Genomic DNA, 15,250 nt, shown 5'->3' on the forward strand with positions numbered 1-15,250 from the left:
CCGTGCGATCATGTGGCTCATGCTCGATCTTCGCCATCTGCGTTCGCTTGTCGCCATTGCCGACACCGGCAAGCTCACCACCGCCGCCGAGCGCGTGCACCTGACCCAGTCGGCGCTGTCACACCAGATCCGCGCGCTGGAAGACCACCATGGCCTGCCGCTGTTCGAACGCACCCGCGAGGGCCTGCGCTTCACGCCGGCCGGCGACCGCCTGCTGACCCTGGCCCGCACGGTGCTGATCGAGGTGGACGCCGCCGAGCGCGACCTGCAGCGCATGAAGGGCCAGACCGGCGGCGAACTGCGCATCGCGCTCGAATGCCACACCTGCTTCGACTGGCTGATGCCGGTGATGCACACCTTCCGCCAACGCTGGCCCGAGGTCGAGGTCGATCTGGTGGCGGGCTTTCATGCCGACCCGCTGGCCCTGCTCAAGGAGGGCAAGGCCGACCTGGTGATCGGCTCGAAGCCGCGTGCGATGCGGCCGTGGTCCGTGCAGCCGCTGTTCCGCTTCGAGATCCTGGCCGTGGTGGCCAACGACCATCCCCTGCGCCACAAGCGCAGCCTGAGCGCGCGCGATTTCGCCGACGAGACGCTGATCACCTACCCGGTGCCCGAGCAGCGCATCGACCTGATCCGCGAGGTGCTGCAGCCCGCTGGCGTGGCGCCGGCCCGCCGCACGGCCGAGCTCACCGTGGCCATCGTGCAACTGGTGGCCAGCCGCCGCGGCGTGGCCGCCCTGCCCAGCTGGGGTCTGCAGAGCTACCTGCAGCACGACTATGTGCAGGCCGTGCGCATCGGCCCGAAAGGCCTGTGGAGCGAGCTGCACGCGGTGTGCCCGAAGGCGCTGGCCAGCCGGCCTTACATGCAGGACATGGCGCAGATCATCCGCACTGAATGTGCGCAGCTGCCGGGCATCGAGTGGCTGGCGTGAGCCTGAACCACCCGATGCCGCGGCCCATCAGAAGCGGTGCAGGATGCCGAGCTGCATGGCCGTCAGGCGCTTGCCGTTGACGTCGGCGGCCTCGAAGTTGGGCAGCACCGCGGCCGAGCCCGCCAGCACGAATCCCGCGTTGCGATCGTTGCGCAGCACCTGCCCCATCCCGTAGACGGTGGTGCGCTTCGACAGGTCGTAGAACGCCCCCAGCGAGGCGCCGGTGGCGCTTTCCTTGGCATCGGAGGTGTCGTGGATGCGACCGACCATGCCGCCTACGCGCAGCGCACTGGAAACCCGGTAGTCGGCCGACAGCTGCACCACGTTGTGGAAGCGGTGCGCATCGGCCGCCGTGCCGGCGTCCCCGGTCACCAGGGTGCCGGTGGCGCCCAACAGCATGCCCGCGTTGTTGCCCTGCAGAGGACCGCTGGCCGATCCGGTGCTGACGTTGCTGCGGATCACCGAGGCGTAGACCTTGCCCTGCCCGTAGTCATAGCTACCGTACAGGTTGTCGAACACGATGGTCTTGCCCACGGCCGAACCGGCGGCCGGGCGCGCGCGCAAACCTGCAAACCCGGCCTTGATCGGGCCGCCGTCGTAGTCGACCGCAAACTGCCACACGGCCTTGCTGGCCGGGCTGCCCTTGCCTTGTTCGCCGGGCGCAAAGTGGGCCTCGAAGACGAAGCCGTTGATGCGCGGCGAGATGTAGGCCAGGTCGTTGTCGTAGCGGGCGGTCAGGCCATACCAGTTGGACAGCGAGCCCAGCGTGCGGCCGCTGTAGTCCACCTCGGCGCTGCGGGTGAAGGCAGCCGTGTTCTGGCGGCCGGCCCGGAACTCGCCGTAGGGTGTCGCGAGTCCCACCCAGGCCTGGCGGTCGAAGAAGCGCGTGCTGTCGTTCTGTTTGCCGGCATCGGCGTAAAGGCCGTGTTCCAGCGTGAACTTCGCCGATAGACCGCCACCGAGGTCTTCGGTGCCGCGGAATCCCAACCGGCTTCGCATCAGGGCGCCATCATTGAGCGATGTCAGGCTCTTGCCCGAGCTGCTTTTCATGTAGTTGAGGTACTGGTCCAGCGTGCCGTACAGCGTCACGTTGCTGGCCTGGGCCTGCGCGCCGGCCGTGGTCAGCAGGGCTGCAGCGGCCAGGAAGGAATGTCGGAACTTCATGCTTGTCTCCTTTGTCTACGGCTCTTCGGGAAAACGGGGCACGGCGCCGGCGGGAATGACCCGTCGCGTTGCGTCGCGCCCCTAGTACTGGCTCACACAATGAGCCATCACATCTTGCAAAGCGGCGAGGCGGGTGGGGTGATCGAGGCCGGGAAGGCCTGTTCGATCACCGGGCGCAGCACGCCATCGGCTACCTTCACGCGCGCCACATAGTTCGGAATCACCATCTGGTTGTCGGCCGCACGCACGGCGGCCTTGCCGTACAGCGTGTCCACGGTGGCACCGCGCAGGGCCTTGGTCACCGCCTCGGGTTCGACGCTCCGGGCCAGCGCCACGCCCTGGAACAGCACCATCGCCCCGTTGTAGGCCTGGCCTTCCGTGTCGGTGGGCAGCCGCTTGTGGCGGGCCTTGAAGGCCGCAACGAACGCTTGCGAAGCGGGCGAGTCGATGTCCGGCGTGTAGCCGACATTGCCCGGCGTGCCCTCGAGCAGCCGGCCCGTGGCGTTGATGATGAAGTTGGACACCAGCGCGTGGCCGATCAGCGGGGTCTTCAGGCCGAAGTCATTGGCCTGCTTGACGAAGTTGACGCCCCCCGAGACGTCGGCAAACCAGATGGCGTCGACGCCGGCGGCCTTGAGCTGCTGGATGTAGGGGGCGTAGTCCTTGGTGCCCAGCGGCGCGAACAGCTTGAGGCTGACCTTCTTGCCCTGCGCCGTCACGGCCGCCTCGAACGACTTGGCCGAATCCTGGCCCCACACATAGTCGGCCGCCAGGATGGCGAAGTTGCTGCCCTTGAGGCCCTTGACCCACTGGTTGATCATCGCCAGGTCCATGGCGTCCGAGTGGTTCGTCCGGATGAAGCGCGGGTTGCAGGCGTCGGCCGTCAGCTTGTCGGCCTTGGCCATGGTGCCGATGAAGGCGGCATCCCAGCGTGTCAGGTTCTGGCTGATGGCCAGCGAGATGGAGGAGGTGATGGGACCGAGGATGAACTTGTACCCCTCTCGGGTCAGTTTCTCGGCGGCACGGCGTCCGGCGTCCGGCGTGCCTTCATCGTCGCCTTCGGCCAGTTCGACCCGACGGCCATCGACACCGCCTCTGGCGTTCGCTTCCTCGACAGCGAACCGGATGCCGCTGATGACGTCGGCGCCCATGGTGGAAAAGCCGCCCGACTTCGATGCGACCAGGGCGATCTTCAGGGGCTCCCTGGCTTGCGCCATGGCCACGGTCGGCAGGCTGGCCACCAGCACCACACCAGCCAGCAAACGGGTCATCTTCGTGTACTTGTTCATCTCGGTCTCCTCGTCTCAAACAACGTCTGCCGGATGCGGCCCGGCCGCCGATTCACCGCGCGTGAAGGCGCTCACACCATCACGTGGGATTCCAGGTCTTCAAGGCATTCGCGCGTGTTGTCCACACGCCCTTCGGCCACGACCGCGCCCTTGGCCATGGCCAGGTAGCGGTGCGCCACCCGAGCCACCAGGCTCATGTTTTGCTCGATCAGCAGCAGGGCCGTGCCTTGGTCGGCGACCTGATTGAAGATGTCGGCAAGCTGGTCGACGATGACCGGCGCGAGCCCTTCTGTCGGCTCGTCCAGCAGGATCAGATCGGGGTTGGCCATGAGCGCGCGCCCCACGGCCAGCATCTGCTGCTGGCCACCGGACAACGCCGTGCCCGAGGTGTGGGCGCGCTCCTTCAGGATCGGGAAGAGCTTGTAGATCTCGGCCACATGCCAGTGGCCCTTGCGTCCGGTGGCCGCCCCCAGCAACAGGTTCTCTTCCACGGTCAGGTTGGCGATGATGCGGCGGCCCTGTGGCACCACCACGATGCCGTGTTGTGCAGCCATGTAGGCACGCGGCCTGTCGATCTGCTTGGGGCCGAAGTGGATGTGGCCCGCTTTCATCTGGGCAAGGCCCAGGATGGTGTTGACCACGGTGGTCTTGCCCACGCCGTTGCGGCCGATCAGGCCCACGCGCTCGCCGGCGTTCACGTGCAGGCTCAGGCTGTGGAGGATGTGCGCCGAGCCATAGTAGGACTGGACGCCTTGGAGGTTCAACAGAGCGCTCATGCGGTGCTCCCGAGGTAGGCTTCACGGACGCGCGGGTTGGCGCGGACTTCGGCGGGGGCGCCCTGGGCGATCACGCGGCCCAGTTCGAACACTGTGATGACGTCGGAGATGCCGAACACCACGTCCATGTCATGCTCGACCAGCAGCACCGACACATCCCACTTCGAGGTCAGCGCCTTCAGGTGCCTGGCCAGATCGTGCGACTCCTTGACGGACAGGCCCGCCATCGGCTCGTCCAGCATCAGCACCTGCGGGCGGCCCACCAGAGCCAGTGCCAGATCGAGTCGGCGTTGCTCGCCGTAGCCCAGGTCCTCGGCCACGATGTGGCCCAGGCGGTCCAGGTCCAGCTCCCTGAGAACGGCCTCGGCGTCTTCGGCCGAGTTCTGCATGCCCATCTTGTAAGACGCCAGTTCGACCTGGGCGCGCACGGTCATGCCGTGAAAGATGGAGGTGCGCTGGAAGCTGCGCGACAGGCCGCGGGCGCGGCGCTCGACCGCCCCCAGGTGGCTCACGTCCTGACCCATCAGGGTCACCTTGCCCCGCGTGAGCGGACGGCGCCCGGTGATGGCATCGATCACCGTGGACTTGCCCGCGCCGTTGGGGCCGATCAGGCCGCGGATCTGGCCCTTCTCCAGGGTCATGTCCACGCCGTCCAGGGCCTTCACCCCACCGTAGTGGATGGCCACATCCTGGGCCTGTAGAACGTACTGGCTCATGTGTGTCTCCTGTGGCGCTCAGTGGCTGATGGGTTGGTGCGCAGCACCGGCGGGTTTCTTGCCCTTGAAGGCCCGCTCGATGGCCCCGGTGATTCCGTCGGGCGAGAACACGATGACCGCGATCAGGGCCGCGCCGAAGATGGCGTTGCTGTGCGTGGCGTACTCACCGAGCAGATCCTTGAACAGGAAGTACACGATGGCACCGACGATCGGGCCGATCGGGCGCTTGAAGCCGCCCACCACCACCATCAACAAGGTGATGGCCGAGACGCTCCAGTGCAGGGTCTCGGGCGAGACGAAGCCGGTGTTGAACGAAGACAGCAGACCCGCGATGCCGGTGACCACGCCGGAGATGGCGAAGATGGCGGCGCGGGGCACGGTGGTGGTGATGCCGATGAAGCGCGCGCGCTCTTCGTTGTCGCGGATGGCCTCGGTGATGGCCCCGAAGCGCGTGCGGATGACCCACAGCAGCAGGCAGGTGACGACCACCATCAACACCCAGGCCACCATGAACAGCACGGCGGGCTTGAGCAGCACCGATTGCGAGAAGCCGAACACCTCATTGGGCCAGGCCACGCTCATGCCGTCGGTGCCGCCGGTCATGCCGGTGGCGCGGGTGGCCAGCAGGTAGGCCATCTGGCCAATGGCCAGGGTCAGCATGCCGAAGGCAATGCCGGGCACGCGCACGATCACCAGGCCCATCAGAAAGCCCACCAGCGCCAGGCCACCGAGCACCGCAAAGACGGCGAGCTCGGCCGACATCCACTCCAGCTGCAAGATGACGCCCATGCCGTAACCGGCGGCACCGAAGAACAGGGCGTGTCCAAAGCTGACCAGGCCGTTCTGGCGCAGCAGAAAGCCCACGCCCAGGGCCGAGATGGCGTACACCACCGCCTGCGTGAACATCGCCAGCAGCGAGCCGGAGGTGACGAAGGTCATGATGACCACGCCCAGGATCAAGGTCAGCACCGACAGGACGCTGATGCGAGACATACTCATGTTCATGTGGTTCTCCAGCTCGGTCAGGTGCGGCTGCCCATCAGGCCCGAGGGCTTCCAGATCAGCACGACGATCATGAAGAGGAAGGGCAGCAGAACCGACACGCCAGGCAGGTAGACGGCGCCCAGGGCCTGCATCATCCCCAGCAGGATGGCGGCGATGAAGGCCCCCGCCAGCGAGCCCAGCCCCCCGATCACGACGACGACGAAGGAGTCGATCAGCACGTCGGAGCTCATGTGCGGCGACAGCGACAGGAAGGGTCCGGCGACCACGCCGGCCAGACCGGCCAACGCGCTGCCCAGGCCCACCACCCCGGCACTCAGCATGTCGGTGTTGACGCCCTGCATCGAGGTGGTGACGGGCTCGGTCGAGGCGGCCCGCACGAACAGACCGACACGCGAGCAGCGCAGCCACACCGTCAGCCCGGCAGCCACGGCCAGCCCCGTGAACAGCACGGCGATGCGATAGGCCGGCAGGTCATGACCAAAGACGGCCACCGAGCCATCGAGCAGCGTGGGCGTGAAGATCGAGTGATTGCCCTTCCCCCAGATGGCCACCACCAGGTCTTCCAGGATGAGCAGGAGGCCGAAGGTGACGAGCATCACATTGAGCGGCTCGCGGTCCTGCAGCAGGCGAAACCCGTAACGGTCGAGCAGCACACCCACCCCGGCCATCAAGGCCGGCGCGACCACCAGGGCCACCCAGAAGTTGCTGTGGATGGCCACGGTGTAGCCCAGATAGGCGCCGAGCATGTAGAGCGCGCCGTGGGCGAAGTTCACCACGCGGCGCAAGCCATAGATCAGGGCAAGGCCCGAGCTCATCACGATGAGCAGGGCGCCATACACCAGCCCGTTGAACAGGTTGATGGTGAGCATGTTTGTCTCCTCTCGAAAGCCTGGACATCGAGGTACAGGCGTGACCTGCCCCCCGGGTTGGAGACCCGGTGGAGCGGCAAGATGGATGCGCGGGGAGCGCGGCGCTCAGAGCGCCTGGGTCAGGGCGGGCACGGCGGCAAACAGATCCGCCTCCAACCCGTAGTCGGCCACCTGGAAGATCGGGGCTTCCGGATCCTTGTTGATCGCGACGATCACCTTCGAGTCCTTCATGCCGGCCAGGTGCTGGATGGCGCCCGAGATGCCGGCCGCGACGTAGAGCTGCGGCGCCACGATCTTGCCGGTCTGGCCGACCTGCCAGTCGTTAGGGGCATAGCCGGCGTCCACCGCGGCGCGCGAAGCACCCAGGGCGGCACCGAGCTTGTCGGCCAGGGGCGTGAGGACCTCGTTGAACTTCTCGGACGAGCCCAGCGCGCGACCACCGGAGACGATGATCTTGGCAGCGGTCAGTTCGGGACGATCGTTCTTGGCGATCTCGCTGCCCTGGAAGGTGCTCAGGCCCGAATCGGCCACGGCGTCCACGGTGGTCACGGCGGCGCTGCCACCGGTGGCGGCTGCGGCGTCGAAGCCGGTGGTGCGCACGGTCAACACCTTCACGGCGTCGGCACTTTGCACGGTGGCCATCGCGTTGCCGGCATAGATGGGACGCTCGAAGGTGTCAGACGAGATCACCTTGGTGACGTCACTGATCTGGGCCACGTCCAGGCGAGCGGCCACGCGCGGGGCCACGTTCTTGCCGCCAGCGGTGGCGGGGAACAGGATGTGGCTGTAGCTGGACGCCAGGCTCACGACCTGAGCCTTCACATTCTCGGCGAGGCCCTGGGCCAGGCTGGGGCCATCGGCATGGATGACTTTGGTGACGCCAGCGATCTGAGCGGCCGCTGCGGCAGCAGCACCGGCATTGTGGCCAGCCACCAGCACATGCACGTCGCCACCGCAAGCGACGGCCGCAGTGACGGTGTTGAGGGTCGCGCCCTTGAGCAAGGCGTTGTCGTGTTCGGCAATGACGAGTGCGGTCATGTGTGTCTCCTCTTGGAACGGTCTCACAGGACCTTGGCGTCGTTCTTGAGCTTGTCGACCAGGGTGGCCACATCGGCCACCTTGATGCCGGCCGAGCGCACCGGGGGCTCGCTGACCTTGAGTGTCTTCAGGCGCGGGCTCACGTCCACACCCAGGTCGGCCGGCTTGAAGGTGTCCAGCGGCTTCTTCTTGGCCTTCATGATGTTGGGCAGCGTGACATAGCGCGGCTCATTGAGGCGCAGGTCGGTCGTCACCACCGCGGGAATCGACAGCGACAGCGTTTCGGCGCCGCCATCGACTTCACGGGTCACCAGCAGCTTGTCGCCGTCCTTGGCAACCTTGGAGGCGAAGGTGGCTTGCGGCAGGTTGGCCAGCTCGGCCAGCATCTGACCGGTCTGGTTGCTGTCGTCATCGATGGCTTGCTTGCCGACGATGATCAGACCAGGCTGCTCCTTGTCCACGATCGCCTTGAGCAGCTTGGCCACGGCCAGGGGCTGCAGCTCGGCGTCGCTCTCGACCAGGATGGCACGGTCCGCGCCGATGGCCAGCGCGGTTCGCAGGACTTCCTGGCACTGGGCCACACCGCAGGACACGGCCACCACTTCGGTGACGATGCCCTGCTCTTTCAGGCGCACGGCCTCTTCGACGGCGATTTCGTCAAAGGGGTTCATGCTCATCTTGACGTTGGCGATGTCCACGCCGCTCTGGTCGGCCTTGACACGGACCTTGACGTTGTAGTCGACCACGCGCTTGACGGCGACAAGTGCTTTCATGTTGTTGTGCTCCGATGCGGGGTGAGAATCAGAAAGCGGCCGAGCCGGTGATCGCACGGCCCAGAATCAGGGCGTGGATGTCGTGCGTGCCTTCGTAGGTGTTGACCACCTCGAGGTTGACGAGATGGCGTGCCACACCGAACTCGTCGGAGATGCCGTTGCCGCCCATCATGTCGCGCGCGAGGCGGGCGATGTCGAGCGCCTTGCCACAGCTGTTGCGCTTCATGATCGAGGTCACCTCCACCGGTGCCTGGCCAGCATCCTTCAGGCGCCCCAGGGCCAGGCAGCCCTGCAGGCCCAGCGTGATCTCGGTCAGCATGTCGGCCAGCTTCTTCTGGATCAACTGGTTGGCCGCCAGCGGCTTGCCGAACTGCTTGCGGTCCATCACGTACTGGCGGGCCCGGCTGTAGCAGTCTTCGGCGGCCCCCAGCGCCCCCCAGGAGATGCCGTAGCGTGCGCTGTTCAGGCAAGTGAAGGGCCCCTTCAGACCCCGCACGGTGGGAAAGGCGTTCTCTTCGGGCACGAACACCTCGTCCATCACGATCTCACCGGTGATGGAGGCCCGCAGACCGACCTTGCCATGGATGGCGGGCGCACTCAGTCCCTTCCAGCCCTTCTCGAGGATGAAGCCGCGGATGGCGTCCTTGCCGTCTTCATTGCACTGCGCCCAGACCACGAACACGTCGGCGATCGGCGAGTTCGAGATCCACATCTTCGAGCCGCTGAGCTTGTAGCCGCCTCCCACCTTGGTGGCGCGGGTGATCATGCTGCCGGGGTCCGAGCCGTGGTTGGGTTCGGTCAGACCGAAGCAGCCGATGTACTCGCCGGTGCACAGCTTGGGCAGGTACTTCTTCTTCTGCGCTTCGGTGCCGAACTCGTTGATCGGGACCATGACCAGCGAGTGCTGCACGCTCATCATCGAACGGTAGCCCGAGTCGATGCGCTCGACCTCGCGGGCCACAAGCCCATAGGAAACGTAGTTCAGGCCGGAGCCGCCGTACTCGGTGGGGATGGTCACGCCCAGCAGGCCGAGCTCCCCCATCTCGCGGAAGATCGATGCATCCGTCTGCTCGTTGCGGAAGGCGTTGAGCACGCGCGGAGCCAGCCTGTCCTGACAGTAGGCGCGGGCGGCATCGCGCACGGCGCGTTCATCGTCGGTCAGCTGCTGGTCCAGCAGCAGGGGATCATCCCATTGGAAGGTGGCTTTGGTGGAAGAAGACATGGTGTGATCCTTGAGGGTTCAACGGTGCTGGAACACCGGTTTGCGCTTGCCCAGGAAGGCGTGCATGCCTTCGCGGGCGTCGTCGGTGGCGAAGCGTGCATACAGCTCGCGACGCTCGAAGCCGATGCCTTCGGCGAGGGAAGATTCCCAGGCACGGTTGACACAGGCCTTGATGCTCATGACAGCGGGCAGCGAGAAGCCGGCGATGGTGGTGGCCACGGCCATGGCCTCGTCCATCAGCCGCTCGGGCGTGACCACACGCGAGACCAGCCCGTCGCGCTCGGCCTCGTGGGCGTCGAGCATGCGTCCAGTCAGGCACAGGTCCATGGCCTTGGCCTTGCCGATGGCCCGCGGCAGGCGCTGCGTGCCCCCGGCGCCCGGCAGCACCGCCAGCTTGACTTCGGGCAGCCCGAATCGGGCGGATTCGGCCGCGATGACGATGTCGCACGCCAGCGCCAGTTCGCAACCGCCGCCCAGTGCAAAGCCGGCCACGGCGGCAATCACCGGCTTGCGCACCTGGCGGATGGTTTCCCAGTTGCGGGTCACGAACTGGTCGCGCACCACGTCCTGGTAGGTCCAGTCGGCCATGGCGGCGATGTCGGCACCGGCGGCAAACGCCTTGTCGTTGCCGGTGACCACGATGGCGCCGATGCCCTCGTCACGGTCGAAGGCCAGCAAGGCCTCGCCCAGGGCGCTCATCAGGGCGTCGTTGAGCGCATTCATCTGCGCCGGGCGGTTCAGGGTGATGAGCGCGACACGGCCGTGCGTCGCAGTGAGGATGGGGCGTTCGAGCTGACTCATGCGCACCTCACGCCTGCACCTGCCGCGTCATCTCGGCCAGCATCTCGCGCAGCTTGAACTTCTGGATCTTTCCGGAGGCGGTGGAAGGCAGCGACTCCTGCACCAGCAGCTTCTCGGGGATGTACTGCATCGCGACCTTCTGCGCCTTCATGTACGCCACCATCTCATCGAAGGTCAGCGCCTGCCCGGGCTTGGTCACCACGACGGCGCAAGCCCGCTCGCCCATGCGCTCGTCGGGATAGGGCACGACGGACGCCAATGCCACCGCGGGATGGCGATACAGCAGGTTCTCGATTTCGATGACGGGGATGTTCTCGCCTCCGCGGATGATCACGTCCTTGCTGCGCCCCGTGATGCGGATGTAGCCGTGGTCGTCCATGCGGGCCAGATCGCCCGTGTCGAACCACCCGTCGGCATCGGTGCCGTTGAGCTGCGGGCGCTTGAGGTAGCCCCCGAAATTCGAGCAGGCCCGCACCATCAGCTTGCCGGCCTGGCCGGGCGGCAGTTCGCGGCCTTCCACGTCGACCACCTTGAGTTCCACCCCGGGCAGCGGACAGCCGTCGGTGTTGAAGGCGCGCTCGTCCGGATCATCGAGGCGGGTCGTCGTCACGGCACCGTTCTCGGACATGCCCCAGGCCGAGACAATCTTCACGCCCAGCACCGCACGGGCCTGCTCCACCAGGGCCGTGGGAATGGGCGCACCCGCGCAGAGAAACGTCTTCAACGAGGGCACGCTGGTGTGGGCCGCCTGCACGGTGTTGGTCAGGTCGGTCAGGAAGGGCGTGGAAGCCATGGTGAAGGCCACCTGCTCGGCGTTGATCAGCTCGATGCCCTTCTTCGCGTCCCAGATGTCCTGCAGCACCACGTGCGACTTCAGGATGATGGGCATCAGCAGGCCGTACATGAAGCCGGTCTGGTGGGCCATCGGCGAAGCCATCAACACCGTGTCGCCCGCGCCGAGCTGCAGTCGGCGGGCGTAAGGCACGATGTTGGAGAACACCGTGTTGGCCGAGTGCATCACGCCCTTGGGCTCGCCCGTGGTGCCCGAGGTGTAGATGAGCTGGGTGATGTCGTCCGCGCTCGGCCGGTTGCGGGTGAGGACGGCCTGCGCGTCAGGCGACTTCTCCCACTCCGGCACCGTGAGCAGGGCTTCGAAGCTGTGGGCGGCGGGTTGCCCATCGGCATCCACCGCACCGACCACCACGACGTGCTGCAGCGCGGGCAACTGCGGCTTCAGCCCGTCGAGCATGGCCTCGAAGTCGAAACCGCGGAACACCTTGGGCACGATGACCACCTTGGCTTCGCCGTGCTGCAGCATGAAGGACAGCTCGCGCTCACGGAAGATGTGCATCATCGGGTTGAGCACCGCGCCGATGCGTGAGCACGCCAGGTAGGTCAGCGTGAACTGCCACCAGTTGGGCAGCTGCAAGGCGACGATGTCGTTCTTGCCCACGCCCAGGCGCGTGAGGCCCACCGCGATGCGGTCGGCGAGTCGGGCCATCTCGGCATAGGTGAAACGCGTCACCTCGCCCGTTTCCACACGCACGGCGGTCAGCGCGGGCCGGTCCGGGCAGGTCGCCACCGCCTGGTCCAGCTCATCGTTGATGGTGCGGTCGAGCCAGTAGCCCTGGGCCACCGCGGCGGCACGCCGGGGCGCCAGCAGCACAGCATCAAAGTCCATGGTTTGTCTCCGTTCTTATGGTTCGAGCAAGGTGCAGCGGCGATCGATCAGGCCGGCACGTTCTTGCGACCGGCGCGCACGCGGGCCACGATGGTCTTCATGATCTGGGCCGTGCCGTCGCCGATCTGGAAGCCCAGCACATCGCGCAGTCGCTGCTCCATCACGCCGCGGTCGTAGCCGCCATGGCCATAGCACAGCAGGCACTGGTGGATCACGTCGTAGGCCAGCTTGGGGCCCCACCACTTGGCCATGCCGGCTTCCGCCGTGTGCGGCAGGCCCTGGTCCTTCAGCCACAGGCCCTGCAGGCACAGCAGACGAGCCCCTTCGACCTCGGTGTCGAACTGCGCCAGCGGATGGGTCACGCCCTGGAAGTTCGACAGCGGCTTGCCGAAGGCTTCACGCTGCGTGATGTACTCCCAGGTTTCGGTCAGGGCCGCACGGGCCACGGCCAGGCACTGGAGACCGATCAGCGAGCGCGAATAGTCGAAGCCGTGCATCACCTGCACGAAGCCCTTGTTCTCTTCGCCGAGGCGGTGGCTGACGGGCACACGCACGTTCTCGAAGAAGATCGAACCGCGACCGATGGCACGCTGGCCATGGCAGTCAAAACGGTTGGTGGTGATGCCCGGGGTGTCCATCGGCACCATCACGGCGGTCACGCCATGGGCGCCGTCTTCGGGTGCACCGGTGCGACCGAAGACCACGGCCAGGTCCGCCTGGTCGGCCGCCGAGATGGAGGTCTTCTCGCCATTGAGGACGTAGAAGTCGCCGTCGCGCTCGATGCGCAGACGCAGGTTGGCCGCGTCGGAGCCGCCACGGGGCTCGGTCAGCGCGATACAGCAGATGATCTCGCCGCGGGTCAGCTTCTTGAGCCAGGGCCCGACGACCTCGGGGTTGCCGTACTTGGCCAGGATGTGGCCGTTCAACGAAGCCAGCAGGTTCAGATAGGAAAAGCTGAGGTCAGCCGCGGCGATCTCCTCGTGGATCACGCCGGCCGCCAGACAGCCCATGCCCATCCCGCCGAACTCTTCGGGCAGTTCAGGGCAGATGAACCCGAGCTCACCCATTTCGCGCAGCAGGACGCGATCGAGGTCACGCGTCTTGTCGCGCTCCAGAAAACCGGGCGCCACGCGCTCGGTCGCAAAACGGCGGGCCGTCTCGGCCAGCGCCTGCAGGTCTTCGTTGATGTAGGGATTCGGGTTCATCTCTTACCTCTTCTCAGCAGGGCATCGGCGGATCACTTGGCGTACTTGCGGAAGTCCGGCTTGCGCTTTTCCTTCAGCGCATTGACGCCCTCGCGCGACTCTTCGGTGTCGTAGTACAGCTTCAGGGCGTACATGCCCATGCCGGCGATGCCACTCTGGTGCGCCGTGTCCATGTTGAAACTGCGCTTGGCGATGGCAATGGCGGTGGGGCTGCGCTCGCAGATCGTTTCCGCCCACTCCTGCACGGTGGCATCGAGCTGCTCGTGCGGCACGCAGATGTTGGCCAGGCCCATGTCCACGGCCTCCTGACCCGAGTAGCGCTTGTTCAGGTACCAGATCTCACGGGCTTTCTTCTCGCCCACCACGCGAGCCAGGAAGGCGGTGCCGTAGCCGGGGTCCACCGAGCCCATCTTGGGACCCACCTGGCCGAAGATGGCCTTGTCGGAACAGATGGTCAGGTCACAGATGGTGCACAGCACGTTGCCACCCCCGATGGCAAAGCCCTGCACGCGGGCGATCACCGGCTTGGGCACGTCGCGGATGGCGGTGTGCAACTCCTCCATCGGCAGGCCGATGGTGCCGCGGCCGTCGTAATTGCCATCGTGCGCCGACTGGTCGCCGCCGGTGCAGAAGGCACGGTCACCCGCGCCGGCCAGCACGATGCAGCCCACGTCGCGGTCATAGCCGGCCTTGTTGAGGGCCTTGATGATCTCGTCGCAGGTGGTGCCGCGGAAGGCGTTCATCTTCTCCGGGCGGTTGATCGTGATCCAGGCAACGTGGTTGCGGACTTCGTAGAGGATGTCTTCGAACGGTGCGGACATGGTGGACTCGTTTCGTGTGAGGTGGGAAGGAAGGCGCGGCTCAGCCGTGCATCGTCAGACCGCCGGAGACGGAGATCACCTGGCCGGTGATGAAGCCGGCGTCGTCGCTGCCGAAGAAGGCGATGGCGCCCGCAAGGTCGTCGGGCTGGCCCAGGCGGCCCAGCGGGATGGCGCTCTTGAATGCCTCGATCAGCTTGGCCGGATCGCGCGCCCCTTCGGCCACACCGGCCAGCAGGGCCGTGTCGGTCGGGCCCGGGCACACCACGTTGACGGTGATGCTCTGGCGAGCGTGTTCACGCGCCAGCGTCTTGGACAAGGCCACCAGACCGCCCTTGCAGGCCGCGTACACGGCCTCACCGGACGAGCCACCGCGGGCGGCGTCGGACGCCACGTTGACGATGCGGCCGTACTTGCGCTCGGCCATGCCGGGCAGCACGGCATGCAGCATGTGCAGGGCGCCGGTCAGGTTGATGGCGATCAGCTTGTCCCACTCGGCCGGCACGGTCTTCACGAAGGGCTTGAAGACGTCCCACCCGGCGTTGTTGACCAGCACGGCGACCGGCCCCAGGGCGGCCTCGGCAGCGGCCACCGCGGCATCGACTTCAGCGCGGTCGGTGATGTTGCACTGGAAAGCCTGGGCGACGCCGCCAGCGGCCTGGATCTCGTCGACCACCTTCCGGGCGGCCGCCAGGTTCATGTCGAACACGGCGACCTTGGCGCCGCCCCGGGCAAAGCGCTTGCAGGTCGCCCCCCCGATGCCGCCGCCGCCGCCCGTCACGATCACCGTCTTGCCATCAAAATTCGCCATCTGGATCTCCATCTAAGGTCTAGGATTTGCTCGCTGCGATACGATCTCGCTCAAGCAATTTCGTCAACATGTTGACTATTATTGGATCTCCAACGCCCCCTGCACAAGCCCCTCGGAGGCCTCGATAAACATGGTTTTCCCTAATAAAGAG

General features: G+C 66.3%; 15 protein-coding genes. 1 reads left to right on the forward strand and 14 read right to left on the reverse strand.

The genetic code is table 11. From position 1 onward, the window contains the following. Nucleotides 1-19 precede the first annotated feature (19 nt). Nucleotides 20-931, forward strand: coding sequence for a LysR family transcriptional regulator (locus DEH84_RS15605; RefSeq protein WP_109038436.1), 912 nt, complete (start codon nt 20-22; stop codon nt 929-931). Between the two features lie 27 nt (nt 932-958). On the opposite strand, the gene DEH84_RS15610 is transcribed toward DEH84_RS15605, so the two are convergent. The 14 genes from DEH84_RS15610 to badH form a co-directional block, all read right to left on the reverse strand. Further along, the gene (locus DEH84_RS15610; protein ID WP_109037681.1) at nt 959-2,095 is read right to left on the reverse strand and encodes a porin; all 1,137 of its coding nucleotides are present in this window, start codon (nt 2,093-2,095) and stop codon (nt 959-961) included. A gap of 107 nt (nt 2,096-2,202) precedes the next feature. Continuing rightward, a complete protein-coding gene (locus DEH84_RS15615; protein ID WP_109037682.1) occupies nt 2,203-3,384 on the reverse strand; it encodes an ABC transporter substrate-binding protein in 1,182 nt (393 codons plus the stop codon). Nucleotides 3,385-3,455: 71 nt separating this feature from the next. Beyond that, entirely contained in the window at nt 3,456-4,160 is a 705-nt protein-coding gene (locus DEH84_RS15620; RefSeq protein ID WP_109037683.1) for an ABC transporter ATP-binding protein, read from the reverse strand. Beyond that, nucleotides 4,157-4,876 carry an ABC transporter ATP-binding protein gene (locus tag DEH84_RS15625; RefSeq protein ID WP_109037684.1) on the reverse strand — a complete coding sequence of 240 codons (720 nt, stop codon included), beginning with the start codon at nt 4,874-4,876 and terminating at the stop codon, nt 4,157-4,159. The genes DEH84_RS15620 and DEH84_RS15625 overlap by 4 nt, the downstream gene beginning before the upstream one ends. 18 nt (nt 4,877-4,894) lie before the next feature. Next, nucleotides 4,895-5,875: a branched-chain amino acid ABC transporter permease gene (locus tag DEH84_RS15630; RefSeq protein ID WP_109038437.1), complete on the reverse strand. Its 981-nt coding sequence runs from the start codon at nt 5,873-5,875 to the stop codon at nt 4,895-4,897. A 23-nt stretch (nt 5,876-5,898) separates the two neighbouring features. Then, on the reverse strand, nt 5,899-6,750 hold the full coding sequence (locus DEH84_RS15635; protein WP_109037685.1) for a branched-chain amino acid ABC transporter permease: 852 nt from the start codon (nt 6,748-6,750) through the stop codon (nt 5,899-5,901). A gap of 105 nt (nt 6,751-6,855) precedes the next feature. Next, entirely contained in the window at nt 6,856-7,788 is a 933-nt protein-coding gene (locus tag DEH84_RS15640) for an electron transfer flavoprotein subunit alpha/FixB family protein (protein WP_109037686.1), read from the reverse strand. 23 nt (nt 7,789-7,811) lie between these two features. Continuing rightward, nucleotides 7,812-8,561 (reverse strand): electron transfer flavoprotein subunit beta/FixA family protein, encoded by a 750-nt coding sequence (locus DEH84_RS15645; protein WP_109037687.1) that lies wholly within the window; start codon nt 8,559-8,561, stop codon nt 7,812-7,814. A 28-nt stretch (nt 8,562-8,589) separates the two neighbouring features. Next, entirely contained in the window at nt 8,590-9,783 is a 1,194-nt protein-coding gene (locus DEH84_RS15650) for an acyl-CoA dehydrogenase (protein ID WP_109037688.1), read from the reverse strand. Between the two features lie 18 nt (nt 9,784-9,801). Continuing rightward, entirely contained in the window at nt 9,802-10,584 is a 783-nt protein-coding gene (locus tag DEH84_RS15655; protein ID WP_109038438.1) for an enoyl-CoA hydratase, read from the reverse strand. A gap of 7 nt (nt 10,585-10,591) precedes the next feature. Then, on the reverse strand, nt 10,592-12,265 hold the full coding sequence (gene aliA / locus DEH84_RS15660; RefSeq protein WP_109037689.1) for a cyclohexanecarboxylate-CoA ligase: 1,674 nt from the start codon (nt 12,263-12,265) through the stop codon (nt 10,592-10,594). A 47-nt stretch (nt 12,266-12,312) separates the two neighbouring features. Further along, complete coding sequence (gene aliB, locus DEH84_RS15665; RefSeq protein WP_109037690.1) at nt 12,313-13,470, reverse strand: cyclohexanecarboxyl-CoA dehydrogenase; 1,158 nt, start codon at nt 13,468-13,470, stop codon at nt 12,313-12,315. 32 nt (nt 13,471-13,502) lie between these two features. After that, nucleotides 13,503-14,291, reverse strand: a complete 789-nt coding sequence (gene badI / locus DEH84_RS15670; RefSeq protein ID WP_109037691.1) for a 2-ketocyclohexanecarboxyl-CoA hydrolase — start codon at nt 14,289-14,291, stop codon at nt 13,503-13,505. Between the two features lie 40 nt (nt 14,292-14,331). Then, nucleotides 14,332-15,099 carry a 2-hydroxycyclohexanecarboxyl-CoA dehydrogenase gene (badH, locus tag DEH84_RS15675; RefSeq protein ID WP_109038439.1) on the reverse strand — a complete coding sequence of 256 codons (768 nt, stop codon included), beginning with the start codon at nt 15,097-15,099 and terminating at the stop codon, nt 14,332-14,334. Nucleotides 15,100-15,250 lie beyond the last annotated feature (151 nt).

This window comes from Aquabacterium olei, assembly GCF_003100395.1.
Classification (GTDB): domain Bacteria; phylum Pseudomonadota; class Gammaproteobacteria; order Burkholderiales; family Burkholderiaceae_C; genus Aquabacterium; species Aquabacterium olei.

What these genes read in the sequence shown, in the direction of transcription:
- DEH84_RS15605 (WP_109038436.1), top strand. Translation starts at nt 20, where the DNA reads ATGCTCGATCTTCGCCATCTGCGTTCGCTTGTCGCCATTGCCGACACC.
- DEH84_RS15610 (WP_109037681.1), bottom strand. Translation starts at nt 2,095, where the DNA reads ATGAAGTTCCGACATTCCTTCCTGGCCGCTGCAGCCCTGCTGACCACG.
- DEH84_RS15615 (WP_109037682.1), bottom strand. Translation starts at nt 3,384, where the DNA reads ATGAACAAGTACACGAAGATGACCCGTTTGCTGGCTGGTGTGGTGCTG.
- DEH84_RS15620 (WP_109037683.1), bottom strand. Translation starts at nt 4,160, where the DNA reads ATGAGCGCTCTGTTGAACCTCCAAGGCGTCCAGTCCTACTATGGCTCG.
- DEH84_RS15625 (WP_109037684.1), bottom strand. Translation starts at nt 4,876, where the DNA reads ATGAGCCAGTACGTTCTACAGGCCCAGGATGTGGCCATCCACTACGGT.
- DEH84_RS15630 (WP_109038437.1), bottom strand. Translation starts at nt 5,875, where the DNA reads ATGAGTATGTCTCGCATCAGCGTCCTGTCGGTGCTGACCTTGATCCTG.
- DEH84_RS15635 (WP_109037685.1), bottom strand. Translation starts at nt 6,750, where the DNA reads ATGCTCACCATCAACCTGTTCAACGGGCTGGTGTATGGCGCCCTGCTC.
- DEH84_RS15640 (WP_109037686.1), bottom strand. Translation starts at nt 7,788, where the DNA reads ATGACCGCACTCGTCATTGCCGAACACGACAACGCCTTGCTCAAGGGC.
- DEH84_RS15645 (WP_109037687.1), bottom strand. Translation starts at nt 8,561, where the DNA reads ATGAAAGCACTTGTCGCCGTCAAGCGCGTGGTCGACTACAACGTCAAG.
- DEH84_RS15650 (WP_109037688.1), bottom strand. Translation starts at nt 9,783, where the DNA reads ATGTCTTCTTCCACCAAAGCCACCTTCCAATGGGATGATCCCCTGCTG.
- DEH84_RS15655 (WP_109038438.1), bottom strand. Translation starts at nt 10,584, where the DNA reads ATGAGTCAGCTCGAACGCCCCATCCTCACTGCGACGCACGGCCGTGTC.
- aliA (WP_109037689.1), bottom strand. Translation starts at nt 12,265, where the DNA reads ATGGACTTTGATGCTGTGCTGCTGGCGCCCCGGCGTGCCGCCGCGGTG.
- aliB (WP_109037690.1), bottom strand. Translation starts at nt 13,470, where the DNA reads ATGAACCCGAATCCCTACATCAACGAAGACCTGCAGGCGCTGGCCGAG.
- badI (WP_109037691.1), bottom strand. Translation starts at nt 14,291, where the DNA reads ATGTCCGCACCGTTCGAAGACATCCTCTACGAAGTCCGCAACCACGTT.
- badH (WP_109038439.1), bottom strand. Translation starts at nt 15,099, where the DNA reads ATGGCGAATTTTGATGGCAAGACGGTGATCGTGACGGGCGGCGGCGGC.